This window comes from Marinobacter sp. LM1, from assembly GCF_042763285.1.
GTDB classification, from domain to species: Bacteria; Pseudomonadota; Gammaproteobacteria; order Pseudomonadales; family Oleiphilaceae; genus Marinobacter; species Marinobacter nauticus.
The window spans coordinates 3,346,365-3,358,724 of the sequence record NZ_CP114373.1; the positions used below are offsets into that span (position 1 = coordinate 3,346,365).

General features: G+C 58.3%; 12 protein-coding genes. 5 read left to right on the top strand and 7 right to left on the bottom strand.

Annotated features, from left to right (window positions below):
* Positions 1-51: 51 nt before the first annotated feature.
* The 4 genes from tmpT to OZ656_RS15735 all read left to right on the top strand — a co-directional run bounded on the left by tmpT (position 52) and on the right by OZ656_RS15735 (position 5,764).
* Entirely contained in the window at positions 52-711 is a 660-nt protein-coding gene (gene tmpT, locus OZ656_RS15720; protein WP_278350445.1) for a thiopurine S-methyltransferase, read from the top strand.
* Positions 712-969: 258 nt separating this feature from the next.
* A complete protein-coding gene (locus OZ656_RS15725) occupies positions 970-2,892 on the top strand; it encodes a PrkA family serine protein kinase (protein WP_011786498.1) in 1,923 nt (640 codons plus the stop codon).
* A gap of 20 nt (positions 2,893-2,912) precedes the next feature.
* Complete coding sequence (locus OZ656_RS15730) at positions 2,913-4,208, top strand: YeaH/YhbH family protein (protein WP_023008560.1); 1,296 nt, start codon at positions 2,913-2,915, stop codon at positions 4,206-4,208.
* Entirely contained in the window at positions 4,205-5,764 is a 1,560-nt protein-coding gene (locus OZ656_RS15735; protein ID WP_023012225.1) for a SpoVR family protein, read from the top strand. Before OZ656_RS15730 ends, OZ656_RS15735 begins: the two co-directional genes overlap by 4 nt.
* Here OZ656_RS15735 and OZ656_RS15740 read toward each other — a convergent pair.
* From OZ656_RS15740 to OZ656_RS15750, 3 genes are read right to left on the bottom strand one after another with little or no spacing between them, the layout of a single operon-like run.
* Positions 5,731-7,092: a sensor histidine kinase gene (locus tag OZ656_RS15740; protein WP_199452473.1), complete on the bottom strand. Its 1,362-nt coding sequence runs from the start codon at positions 7,090-7,092 to the stop codon at positions 5,731-5,733. The genes OZ656_RS15735 and OZ656_RS15740 overlap by 34 nt on opposite strands.
* Positions 7,092-7,763, bottom strand: coding sequence for a response regulator transcription factor (locus tag OZ656_RS15745; protein ID WP_023012227.1), 672 nt, complete (start codon positions 7,761-7,763; stop codon positions 7,092-7,094). The genes OZ656_RS15740 and OZ656_RS15745 overlap by 1 nt, the downstream gene beginning before the upstream one ends.
* Positions 7,763-8,149 (bottom strand): PepSY domain-containing protein, encoded by a 387-nt coding sequence (locus OZ656_RS15750; RefSeq protein WP_051995655.1) that lies wholly within the window; start codon positions 8,147-8,149, stop codon positions 7,763-7,765. The genes OZ656_RS15745 and OZ656_RS15750 overlap by 1 nt, the downstream gene beginning before the upstream one ends.
* Before the next feature lie 149 nt (positions 8,150-8,298).
* Here OZ656_RS15750 and OZ656_RS15755 point away from each other — a divergent pair, with 149 nt between their 5' ends.
* Positions 8,299-8,763: a hypothetical protein gene (locus tag OZ656_RS15755; protein ID WP_014422430.1), complete on the top strand. Its 465-nt coding sequence runs from the start codon at positions 8,299-8,301 to the stop codon at positions 8,761-8,763.
* Between the two features lie 52 nt (positions 8,764-8,815).
* Here the strand turns inward: OZ656_RS15755 and OZ656_RS15760 are convergent, their stop codons facing one another.
* The 4 genes from OZ656_RS15760 to OZ656_RS15775 form a co-directional block, all read right to left on the bottom strand.
* Complete coding sequence (locus OZ656_RS15760) at positions 8,816-10,174, bottom strand: TrpB-like pyridoxal phosphate-dependent enzyme (protein ID WP_153740678.1); 1,359 nt, start codon at positions 10,172-10,174, stop codon at positions 8,816-8,818.
* A 101-nt stretch (positions 10,175-10,275) separates the two neighbouring features.
* A complete protein-coding gene (locus OZ656_RS15765; RefSeq protein WP_022990872.1) occupies positions 10,276-11,013 on the bottom strand; it encodes an LrgB family protein in 738 nt (245 codons plus the stop codon).
* Complete coding sequence (locus OZ656_RS15770; RefSeq protein WP_011786507.1) at positions 11,006-11,386, bottom strand: CidA/LrgA family protein; 381 nt, start codon at positions 11,384-11,386, stop codon at positions 11,006-11,008. The genes OZ656_RS15765 and OZ656_RS15770 overlap by 8 nt, the downstream gene beginning before the upstream one ends.
* 3 nt (positions 11,387-11,389) lie before the next feature.
* Positions 11,390-12,283, bottom strand: a complete 894-nt coding sequence (locus OZ656_RS15775; protein WP_153740677.1) for a bile acid:sodium symporter family protein — start codon at positions 12,281-12,283, stop codon at positions 11,390-11,392.
* Positions 12,284-12,360 lie beyond the last annotated feature (77 nt).

Below are 12,360 nucleotides of genomic sequence, written 5' to 3' on the forward strand. Positions count from 1 at the left end.
CCACAGATTAAGGTAGACTGAGGAAAACGATCAATCTCCGGGAGGCTACCCATGGAACACGAATTCTGGCACGAACGCTGGGCAAAAGACCAAATCGGCTTCCACGAAGGCACGGTTAATCAGTACCTGCATGACCACTGGCCCGAACTGGCAGGCAACGGCACCGACGCCGTGTTCGTTCCCCTGTGCGGCAAGGCCCATGACATGTGGTGGCTGCACGATCGCGGACATCCGATTATCGGCGTGGAGTTAAGTGAGGTTGCCTGCAAGGATTTTTTCGAGGAAGCGCAGGAGAAAGCCAGCGTTCACCCGGGTGAACCCTTTACCACCTTCCGCCATGACGACCTGCAGATCTGGTGTGGGGATTATTTCCAGCTGGTGCCGGACGACCTCAAACACATTCGCCTGGTGTACGACCGGGCTGCCCTGATCGCCCTGCCCCCGGAAATGCGCAAGAGCTATGTCAATCATCTCACCGCTATTATTCCGGACGACACCAGAATCCTGCTGATCACGCTGGATTACGACAGCTCGGAAATGCAGGGCCCGCCGTTCAATGTTACCGACGACGAAGTGTTCAGGCTCTACGGCGAGGACTACGAAATCAACCACGTGCTGAAACGGGACATGGCCCGTGACAACCCGTTTGCCAAACGTCGCGGCCTGAGAAACGGCGCCACGGAAAGCGTGTTTACCCTCGTCAAGAAATAACCTGCAATCATGGGCGGCAAGCCCCTGGCTTGCCGCCCATAACATAATTTAATGAACCTAATTTGACTGCCCACTGTCCAACCCTCGAACTCTGAACTAAGCTCAGAATAAGCAGGCCGGAAACCTCCGGATAACGTATACCTGCTTAACACCATCCCATTCATTCCATTACCAGAGACACCGCCGGGACAGGCGGCGAAACAGCGACGGGGACATTGCGTGAACTTATAACAGGCAAGAGTAAGCGAGGGGCCATCTATGAGCATTCTGCAGCACTTCAAAGACCGGTATGAACAGACTCAGGAGGAGGAATACTCCCTTGAGGAATACCTGGAGATCTGCAAAAAGGACCCAACGGCATACGCCACCGCCGCGGAGCGGATGTTGATTGCCATCGGCGAACCAGAACTGATCGATACCTCCCGTGACCCCCGCCTGTCACGCATCTTCTCGAACAAAGTCATCAAGCGTTACCCCGAATTTGACGAGTTTTACGGCATGGAAGATGCCGTCGAAAACATCGTTTCGTTCTTCCGCCACGCAGCCCAGGGTCTGGAGGAGAAGAAGCAGATTCTCTACCTGCTCGGCCCCGTTGGCGGCGGTAAGTCTTCCCTGGCCGAGAAACTCAAGGCCCTGATGCAGAAGGTCCCCTTCTACGCCATCAAAGGCTCTCCGGTAAACGAAAGCCCGCTAGGCCTGTTCGACCCGGCCGAGGATGGCCCGATTCTGGAAGAGGAATACGGCATTCCCGGCCGCTACCTGAAAAACATCATGTCACCCTGGGCAGTCAAACGCCTGCATGAGTTTGGCGGCGACATCAGCCAGTTCCGGGTGGTTAAACGTTACCCCTCGGTGCTGGACCAGATCGGTGTATCCAAGACCGAGCCGGGCGACGACAACAACCAGGACATCTCGGCCCTGGTGGGCAAGGTCAACATCCGCATGCTGGAAGACTATTCCCAGGATGATCCGGATGCCTACAGCTTCAGCGGCGGCCTGTGCAAAGCCAACCAGGGGCTGATGGAGTTTGTGGAAATGTTCAAGGCACCGATCAAGGTGCTGCATCCGCTACTGACGGCCACCCAGGAAGGCAACTACAACACCACCGAGGGCATGGGCTCGGTGCCCTTCGACGGCGTGATCCTGGCCCACTCCAATGAATCCGAGTGGCAGACGTTCCGCAACAACAAGCACAACGAAGCCTTCCTGGACCGGGTGTACATCGTCAAGGTGCCCTACTGTGTGCGGGTCACTGAGGAGATTGAAATCTATCGCAAGCTGCTGAAGCACAGCTCACTGTCCGGAGCGCCCTGCGCACCCGACACTCTTGATATGCTGGCCCAGTTCTCGGTGCTGTCGCGGATCAAGGAGCCGGAAAATTCCAGCATCTTCTCCAAAATGAAGGTATACGACGGCCAGAGCATCAAGGACACCGACCCCAAGGCCAAGTCCATCCAGGAGTACCGGGATGCTGCCGGGGTGATGGAAGGCATGGACGGTCTGTCTACCCGCTTTGCCTTCAAGATCCTGTCAAAGGTATTCAATTTCGACACCACCGAGATTGCCGCCAACCCTGTGCACCTGCTCTATGTGCTGGAAAAGCAGATCGAACAGGAACAGTTCCAGCCGGAGTTGCAGGAAAAATACCTGCGCTTCATAAAGGAATACCTGGCGCCCCACTACGTCCAGTTTATTGGCAAGGAAATCCAGACGGCTTATCTGGAAAGCTACAGCGAGTACGGCCAGAACCTGTTCGACCGCTATGTCACCTATGCCGATTTCTGGATTCAGGATCAAGAGTTCCGGGACCCGGAAACCGGCGAGATTCTGGACCGTTCCTCCATCAACGATGAGCTGGAGAAAATCGAAAAACCGGCGGGCATATCCAACCCGAAGGACTTCCGCAACGAAGTGGTCAACTTTGTGCTGCGGGCCCGGGCCAACAACGGCGGCAAGAATCCGTCCTGGCTCAGCTACGAGAAGCTGCGCAGCGTGATCGAGAAGAAGATGTTCTCGAACACCGAAGACCTGTTGCCGGTGATTTCCTTCAATCCGAAGGCCAGCCAGGAAGACCAGAAGAAGCACAAGCAGTTTGTGGAACGCATGGTTGACCGTGGGTACACCGAGAAACAGGTTCGCTTGCTCGCCGAGTGGTACCTGCGCGTCCGGAAATCCCATTAACGGCCAGCGGGAGCAGTACCATGGGTATGACCCACATTGTTGACCGGCGCCTGAACGGCAAGAACAAGAGCGCAGTGAACCGGGAACGGTTCCTGCGCCGTTACCGCCACCACATCAAGAAGGCGGTGTCGGATGCCGTGCAGAAGCGCTCCATCACCGATATCGAACGGGGCGAGAAAGTAAGCATCCCCGCCCGGGATATTGACGAGCCCATATTCCACCACGGCCACGGTGGCCGGCGCGAGGTGGTGCACCCCGGCAATCAGGAATGGGTGGCCGGGGACACCATCCCCAAACCCGAGAGCGGCGGTGGCCAGGGCCAGGGGCAAGGCCAGGCCAGCCCGGACGGAGAAGGCATGGATGAGTTCGCCTTCCAGATTACCCAGGAAGAGTTTCTCGACTTCCTGTTCGACGATCTGGAGCTGCCCAATCTGGCCCGGAAAAAACTCAAGGACACCGAAGCCTTCAGTTATGTACGCTCGGGCTTCACCACCCAGGGCGTGCCCGCCAAGCTGGATGTAGTGCGTTCCCTTCGGGGCGCCCACGCCCGGCGTCTGGGCCTGGGCGGCGCGCGCAAGAAAAAGATCCGGGACCTGGAAAAACAGCTCGAGGCGCTGAAAAGCGCACCGAATGATCTCGATCCGGCCTTCAGCCATGAAGACCAGATCAAGGTGCTGGAAGAGGAAATCGCGCGGCTGAAAGCCAACGTCAAACGCATTCCTTTCATTGACGAGATCGACCTGCGCTACAGGCAACACCTGAAGCAGCCCAAACCCGCCACCAGTGCGGTGATGTTCTGCCTGATGGATGTATCCGGTTCCATGACCCAGATGCACAAGGACATCGCCAAACGCTTCTTTATCCTGCTGTATCTGTTCCTGAAGAAGAACTACAAGAAAATCGAAGTGGTGTTTATCCGCCACCACACCAGCGCCAAGGAAGTGGACGAAGAAGAGTTCTTCTACAGCCGGGAAACCGGGGGCACCATTGTCTCCAGTGCTCTGAAACTGATGCACCGGATTGTCGAAGCCCGATACTCGCCGGCGGAATGGAATATCTATGCCGCCCAGGCGTCCGACGGCGACAACTGGAACGATGACTCCCCCATCTGCGGCAAGCTGCTGTCTGAGCGGATTCTGCCGCTGGTGCAGTACTACTCCTACATCGAAATCACGCCCCAGGATCACCAGATGCTCTGGTACGAATACGAGAAAATCATGGAGCAGTTTCCCCAGAGCTTCGCCATGCAGCAGATTGCCGATCCTGGCGACATTTACCCGGTCTTCCGACAGTTGTTCGAGAGGAAAGCGGCATGAGCAGCCTGATTGATCGCCCGAACGCACCGGAGAGCGAACAACCCAAGGCAGGTAAGCCCATTTCCACCAGTTCGGAATGGACCTTCGAACTGATCCAGAAATACGATGAGGAAATTGCCAAATGCGCCGCCGAGTTTGGACTGGACACTTACCCGAACCAGATTGAAGTGATTACCGCCGAGCAGATGATGGATGCCTACAGCTCCGTCGGCATGCCAGTGGGCTATCATCACTGGTCCTTCGGCAAGCAGTTCCTGCAAACCTCCAAGGGCTATCAGCGGGGCCAGATGGGGCTGGCCTATGAGATTGTGATCAATTCCAATCCCTGTATCGCCTACCTGATGGAAGAGAACACCCTGCCCATGCAGGCCCTGGTGATTGCCCACGCCAGCTATGGCCACAACTCGTTCTTCAAGGGCAATTATCTGTTCCGCACCTGGACAGACGCCAGTGCCATCATCGATTACCTGGTGTTTGCCCGGCATTATGTGTCGGAGTGCGAGGAGCGACACGGCGTGGATGCCGTGGAAGAAATTCTCGACTCCTGCCACGCACTGATGAACTACGGCGTTGACCGCTACAAGCGCCCTGCCCCGATTTCAGCCGCCGAGGAGGCCCGCCGGCAGAAGGAGCGGGAAGAATACGAACAACGCCGCATCAACGATCTGTGGCGAACCATCCCCAAAGCAGAGGACGACGGGGACCCGATTCGCCGCAGGCCCCGATATCCGGAGGAGCCTCAGGAAAACCTGTTGTACTTCATCGAGAAAAACGCGCCTTTGCTGGAAACCTGGCAGCGGGAACTGGTGCGCATCGTGCGCAAGCTGGCCCAGTATTTCTATCCACAACGCCAGACCCAGGTAATGAACGAAGGCTGGGCCACGTTCTGGCACTACACGCTGTTGCACCGGTTGTACGACAAGGGGCTGGTGAACGATGGCTTCATGCTGGAATTTCTGCAAAGCCACTCCGCCGTGGTATACCAGCCACCCTTCAACAGCCCATGGTATTCCGGCCTGAACCCCTACACCCTGGGTTTCTCCATCTTCACCGATCTTCGACGCATCTGTGAAAACCCTACCAATGAGGACCGGGAATGGTTCCCGGACATCGCCGGTACAGACTGGCTGGAAACCCTGCATTTCGCCATGCACAACTTCAAGGACGAGAGCTTTATCCAGCAGTTCCTGTCACCGAAGGTGATGCGTGACCTGAAGCTGTTCGCCATCGAAAGCGACGATCGGGAAGACCACTACACCGTCACCGCCATTCACGATGAGCCCGGTTATCGCGCGCTGCGGGAAAAGCTGGCCCGCCAATACAACCTCAGTTACCGGGAGCCGAACATTCAGGTATGGAGTGTGGATATTCGCGGTGATCGTTCGCTAACCCTGCGCCACATCCCGGTAGACCGAGTGCCACTGGGCCAGGAAACCGACGAAGTGCTGCGGCACGTACACCGGCTATGGGGCTTTGATGTGCATCTGGAGAGCGTGGATGAAGGCACCCTGGTGGAAGAGCATCACTGCCCGCCGCGGGCCTTGGACGATGAGTGAGATGGAAAGCGCACGCTGGCCTGTAACCCTCCGAGGGGAGATCGGGCCAGGGTCAGCGTGCCGCCATACAGTTCAGCCAGCTCTTTGACGATCGCCAGGCCCAGACCGGAACCGGACCGGGTTTCATCCAGCCGGGTGCCCCGTGTCAGAGCCTGCTCGATATCGGTGTCAGACAGGCCAGGGCCGTCATCCTCCACCATCAGCGCCAGACCATCCGGCAAGCCTTCTACCCGAAACTTTACCTGACTCTCCGCCCAGTTGATGGCATTTTCCAGCAGGTTGCCCGCAATTTCCTGTAAATCCTGTTGTTCAAGCCGAACCGCGCCCGTATCGCCCAGGTCGCTTTCGAGGGTAACGCCACGGCGTTGCGCGAGAGTATTGAGTGCCGACAGCACCGGCGCCAGGGTTTCACCAAGATCCACACGCCCCAGGGCGGCCGGTCCGGCCGCTGAAGCCCTGGCCAGATGATGGCGCACGGCGTCATCGATGCGGCTCAGTTCGGTACGGAAAGCGGTTCTCTGCACCGACGGCAAACGATCACTCAGGGTGGTAAGCACAGATACCGGCGTTTTCAGGGCATGGGCCAGATTGCCCGCAGCCGTGCGCCCACGCTCAATCAGTATCTGATCCCGTTCAAGCACCTGATTCATGGCCTCGGAGAGCCGCGCAAGTTCTTCGGGCAGATCACTGGTCAGTGAACGGGTCTGGCCGGACTCCATGGCCCGGAGATCCCGCTCCAGACGCCGAAGCGGTGCCAGGCCCCAGCGGATCTGCAACCCGATCATCACCAGTAACAGCGTACCGAGCGTGGTCAGCGAAACCACCAGCAATCGGTTGAAGCGCGCAACCTGGGCATCCAGCTCCGCCTGGTCGGCCGCGACAGACACCGATAACCAGCCTTCGAAAGCCGGTAACTGGACATCCCGCTCCACTATCCGAAGTGTCTGGCCGCGCGGCCCCGGGGCCTGGGCCCAGTCCGGCCCCCGGCCACTGATCTGTGGCAGTCGCTGGTCCCACAATGACCGGGAGGTGATCACCCGCCCGCTGTTGTCGTTGACCTGCCAGTACCAGCCGGAATACACCCGCTCGAAGCGCGGTTCACCCAGTTGCGGGCCGGGGGTCAATTCACCGGTCTGAGGGTCAGACTCAATGCCGGCAATGACCACATTCAGGAACGATAACAGGCGCTCATCAAAGGACTGGCTCAGCGTCTGGCGAAAGTTCCAGGCCAATACGGTACCGGCCAGCGGCAACACCACCAGGACCAATACCAGGGCAGACACCAGCATCCGCAGCGCCACCGGCCAGCGGCGCAGACGTGTCAGCATCAGGATGGTTCTCCGTGACCGTTCATACGGTAGCCCTGGCCACGGATGGTCTCGATAGCCTGGGCGCCGAGTTTGCGCCGCAACCGGCTGACCTGGACATCGATAACATTGGAATCCGGCTCCTGGTCGCCGTCATAGACATGTTCGGACAACTCGGTGCGGGACACGATTCTGGGCGCTGCGTGGATCAGATGCGATAACAGCCGGAACTCCTGAGCCGTGAGTGAAACCGGCATACCTGCCCGGGTCACCTGCCCGGCGTGGGTATCCAGCGCAATGTCACCCACGGTAATCACCGGGTGGGCGTGGCCGTGGGACCGGCGCACCAGGGCCCGCAGGCGGAACAGGATTTCAGCCGTTTCAAAGGGCTTGGTGACATAGTCATCGGCACCGGCAGAGAACCCCGCGGCTTTATCGGACCAGCGCTCCCGGGCGGTCAGAATCAGCACCGGCAGATCAATACCCCGCTCCCGCCAACCGGCCAGCCACTGGGTGCCATTGCCATCCGGCAAGCCCAGGTCCAGTACCACCGCATCGTAACGTTCGGTGCTCACCAGAAAGTCGGCCGTGCGGCCTTCCCCGGCAACTTCCACCAGCAGTCCGGCATCCCGCAAGCTACCGGCCAGCCCTTGTGCCAGCGCGGCATCGTCCTCCACCAGAAGAATTTTCATCAGCGTTTCATGCCCTGGATATTCCTGCCCTCTATCTCCAGAACCTCTCCGGTCCGGGCATTGATCTCAAACTCCACCACCTGGCCTTCCGGGCCCAACAACTCGATCTCGTAGAGGATCTCACCATCGTCTTTCTCGATATCCACATCGATCACGTCTCCGCGCCAGTCGCGGGCAAGGCTGTCCAGGATTTCGCTCAGGGGTTTGATACGGCCGGCCTCAACCTCGTGGTGCAGGCGCCGCCAGTCGTCGTCATCATCGGCACAGGCCACCTGGGCAAACGGCAGCGCGCCCACCGCAAACAGAGTCAGCAACAACACCCGGAACACCCGGCGTGAAAACCGGTCTTCGGGTAGCAGCGATGAATGTAAACGAGGTCTGGTCATGGTGTTTATGGTGACAAAAGCCAGATGAACGAATCATGAATGAGCCTATCACGATGCTGAAAGCCCTGCCCCGTTAATCTGGGCTCAAGCTGGTAGCCAACCGGGCAGAACCGGCAGTTTTTCAAACACAGACAAGCTAGGAGAACACCATGAAAAAGACTCTGACCATCGCGCTGATCAGCGGCCTTGTCGCAGCCCCCGCAGCCTTCGCCAAAGGCAGCTTTGACGATGCGGACCGCATGCTTCAGGTTGGTAACAACTACGGTATCAGCCATTTCCAGAGCATCGAATTTGACGACGACCATGATAATGAAATCGAGCTCGAAGGCTGGATGGGCCAGGACTGGTTCGTGGAACTGGACCTGAACGGCAACGGCGACATCGACCGGGAGCAGCGCCGCAAAGCCAAAGGCGAGATCTACGGTGTGAGCGCGGACGATGTGCGCTCTTATCTGAAAGCCGCTCAGCAGCAGGGAATGGCCACTATTGAGGAACTAAAGGTCAACCGCAATGGCGATATTGAAGTGGAAGGCGATGATGAAAACGGTGCGGAACTGGAATTGAAGTTCCGGATCGGAAGCCTGGAGCCATTGAAGATCGAAAGGGACAAGTGAGCAGGAAGCCGCAACCCGGTCAGGCACAGTGCCTGACCGGGGGCAAGTTCAATCAGACGCTGACCGAGGGCAGCCCCGACAACGCCATAGCCAGCTCCTGCTCGCCGTACTCATGGTCGCTCAGTTCACCGGCAAAATACGAGGTATAGGCCGCCATATCGAAATGCCCGTGACCACAAAGGTTGAACAGGATCACCTCCTCCTTGCCCTCGCGCTTGCACCGCAACGCCTCGTCAATCGCACCCTTCACGGCATGATTGGCTTCAGGGGCCGGTACGATCCCTTCGTTGCGCGCAAACAGGACACCCGCCTCAAAGCACTCGCGCTGAGTGTAGGAAACAGCATCGAACAGTCCCAGCTCCTTGGCGTGCGACACCATCGGAGCCATGCCGTGATAGCGCAGGCCGCCAGCATGGAACCCCGGCGGTGTAAAACCTGAACCCAGGGTATGCATCTTGGTGAGTGGTGTCATTTGTGCCGTATCGCCGTAGTCATAGGCGTATTTACCCCGGGTCAACGTCGGACACGCTGAAGGTTCAACCGCGAGAATCCGGGACTTCTCCCCGCCTCTCAACGCATGGCCCATGAACGGGAACGCAATACCCGCGAAATTAGAGCCGCCACCGGTGCACCCAACGATCACGTCTGGCCAGCAATCGGCCATCTCCATCTGTTTCATGGACTCCAGGCCGATTACGGTCTGATGCAACAGGACATGGTTCAGCACGGAACCCAGAGCATATTTGGTGTGCGGATCCTGAACGGCCAGCTCCACCGCCTCGGAAATCGCAATACCGAGACTGCCGGTGTGGTCGGGGTTTTCCCCCAGCACCCGACGACCAAACTCCGTCATTTCTGATGGTGAAGCCACGCAGTTAGCCCCGTAGGTCTCCATCACCGCACGGCGATAGGGCTTCTGGTTGTAGGACACGCGAACCTGGAACACGGTCACATCAATGTCGAACAGGGAGCCTGCAAACGACAGCGAGGTCCCCCACTGACCAGCACCAGTTTCTGTCGTCAGACGCCGAATACCGGCCTCCCGGTTAAAAAAGGCCTGAGGAATCGCGGAATTGGGTTTATGACTGCCCGCAGGACTACCACCCTCGTACTTGTAGAAGATCTTGGCCGGGGTGCCCAGGGCTTTTTCCAGCCGATGCGCCCGAAACATGGGCGCCGGCCGCCACATCCGATAAACATCGCGAACGGGCTCCGGAATCTCCACTTCCCGTTCCGTAGTCATTTCCTGTTCAATCAGCGACGCAGGAAACAATGGCTCCAGATCCGTTGGACCGACCGGCTGCTTTGTTCCCGGGTGGAGGACGGCCGGCAGGGGTTCGGGGAAATCCGCCTGCAGGTTGTACCAATACCTGGGCATCTGTTCTTCGTCGAGCAAGAACTTGGTTTGCATGATGTTAAGACCCTGATGTTGTGCCAATGATTGGCTGAGCATAGCCATTCCAGACAGACATAAAAAGAGTGTAATGCGGCACCCCGGAAAGAACTGCGCGTTTACATGGGCAACCAGTTTTCCAGCATGTCCACCAGCCAGGGCACGAGCAGCGCCGTGGCGAATGCCGAAAGCGCCATGGCCAGGCCTGAAAACGCGCCCATCTGGGAACTGACCTGGAATGCCCGGGCGGTACCAATACCATGGGCCGCCACGCCCATGGCAATCCCTTTTGCGGTGTCATCTTTCACGCGCAACCATTCAAACAGTTTGGTGCCCAGCACCGCACCGGTAATTCCGGTCAACACCACCAGCACCGCCGTGAGCGACGGCAAACCACCAATCTTCTCGGAAATACCCATGGCCACCGGTGCCGTTGCCGATTTAGGCGCCAGCGACATCTGGATTTCCAGGGAACCCCCCAACAACCTTGCCAGGCCCACCGAACTGCCAGCAGCAATAACCACCCCGCTGATCAACGATATCGCGACCGGCAACCAGAGTTGACGGAGCCGTCGAAACTGCTGATACAGAGGAACCGCCAGTGCCACCGTTGCCGGCCCCAGCAGAAAATGCACGAACTGACCGCCCTCAAAGTAATCGCTGTATGAGGTGCCCGTTGCCAACAACAGGAGAATCAGCATCGCCACCGAAGTAACGACGGGATTGGCCAGCGGGTTGGAATGTGTTTTCAGATAGAGTCGGTAGGCCAGCCCGTAGGCCACCAGAGTAATGGTCAGCCCTAGCAGTGGCGACGCCGACAGGTAGACCCAGATGTCGCGCAAACCCGGTTCATTCATGCTGCCCACCTTGTTCTGAAACGGAACGGACAAACCAGCGCGTCGTCAGTTGCATAATCAACGCCGTGGCAACCATGGTGATCACCGTGCTCAGAAACAGAGCCAGGGTGATCGGCAGCCACTCATCCGCTATACGCCCGAAATGCGTCATCATCCCCACGCCCGCAGGCACGAATAGCAGAGACAGATGGCTCAGTAACGCGCTGGAGGCTTCGCTCAGGGAATCCGGGGCACTACCTCGGATCATCAAGGTAACGAACAGCATGACCATGCCAAGCACCGGCCCCGGGATCGGCAGCCCGAGAAGTCGTACCAGAATCTCGCCTGTCAGTTGATAAACCAGCAGTAACGTCACACCGTTCAGAAACTTCATCAATCAGGCTTCCCCAGCTGCATGTGCCACGTAGCTTTTGGGAATCACCTTCCGGCCATACATTGCCAGCAGGAAGCCAATGGGGAACATAAGCACACCGTAAACGGCAGCGGGAATCGACATGGTGCTGGACTCCAGCAACGTGAGGGTGACCATCAAACCAATGGTGCCGTTCTTCACACCGAGCTCCACTGCCACCGCCAGGGATTCCCGCTGGGTCAGTCCGGCCACCCTGCCCGCCAGCAGGCCCAGGGCGATACCGGCGACATTGAGGGCAATAGTGGAGGGGCCTGCCTGTTTGAGCAGATCCCACATCTGGTCCCGAACGCCATAGAGCAACGCCACAATCAGCACCGCCAGCACGATGCCACCAAAGATGCTGACCAGGCTCTCGGCCTTGCGCGCAAGCTCCGGCTTGCGGGTTCGCACCAGCATGCCAATGGCCACCGGCAGCAGAACAATAACCACCAGCATGGCAATGGTCTTGCCCACCGGCAGCGAGATGTTCTCTTCCGTGCCCATGAAATGCTGCAGCGCCATGTTGGTAAACAGTGGCAGGGTAAGAATGGTGATCAGGCTGGCGGAGACCGTCAGCACGATGGAAAGCGCAATATTACCCCGGGCCAGAAGCACAAACAGGTTAGATGTGGTACCCCCGGGGCAGGCCGCAATGATCACCAGCCCAACGGCAATGGCCGGCGACACGCCGAACAGCCAGGCCAGCCCGAACGCCACCACCGGCATCAGGAGAATCTGGGCGAAGGTGCCCACAATCATGCCCTTCGGATACACCGCCACCTGGCGGAAATCCCTCAGGGTAAGGGTCATACCGATACCGATCATGATAATGAACAACGCGATCGGCAAACCTGCCGAGATCAGCGGGCTGGATTCCACAAAGCCTCCGAATATTTTTGTTATCAGTTTCTATGGCCGTAGAAATTAGCACACGAACCTTGTCACCGGGAGCATGG

Excerpts from the sequence above, each read along its gene's own strand:
- OZ656_RS15745 (WP_023012227.1), bottom strand. The coding sequence starts at position 7,763 with ATGAAAATTCTTCTGGTGGAGGACGATGCCGCGCTGGCACAAGGGCTG.
- OZ656_RS15740 (WP_199452473.1), bottom strand. The coding sequence starts at position 7,092 with ATGCTGACACGTCTGCGCCGCTGGCCGGTGGCGCTGCGGATGCTGGTG.
- OZ656_RS15735 (WP_023012225.1), top strand. The coding sequence starts at position 4,205 with ATGAGCAGCCTGATTGATCGCCCGAACGCACCGGAGAGCGAACAACCC.
- OZ656_RS15765 (WP_022990872.1), bottom strand. The coding sequence starts at position 11,013 with ATGAATGAACCGGGTTTGCGCGACATCTGGGTCTACCTGTCGGCGTCG.
- OZ656_RS15760 (WP_153740678.1), bottom strand. The coding sequence starts at position 10,174 with ATGCAAACCAAGTTCTTGCTCGACGAAGAACAGATGCCCAGGTATTGG.
- OZ656_RS15730 (WP_023008560.1), top strand. The coding sequence starts at position 2,913 with ATGGGTATGACCCACATTGTTGACCGGCGCCTGAACGGCAAGAACAAG.
- tmpT (WP_278350445.1), top strand. The coding sequence starts at position 52 with ATGGAACACGAATTCTGGCACGAACGCTGGGCAAAAGACCAAATCGGC.
- OZ656_RS15755 (WP_014422430.1), top strand. The coding sequence starts at position 8,299 with ATGAAAAAGACTCTGACCATCGCGCTGATCAGCGGCCTTGTCGCAGCC.
- OZ656_RS15750 (WP_051995655.1), bottom strand. The coding sequence starts at position 8,149 with ATGACCAGACCTCGTTTACATTCATCGCTGCTACCCGAAGACCGGTTT.
- OZ656_RS15725 (WP_011786498.1), top strand. The coding sequence starts at position 970 with ATGAGCATTCTGCAGCACTTCAAAGACCGGTATGAACAGACTCAGGAG.
- OZ656_RS15770 (WP_011786507.1), bottom strand. The coding sequence starts at position 11,386 with ATGAAGTTTCTGAACGGTGTGACGTTACTGCTGGTTTATCAACTGACA.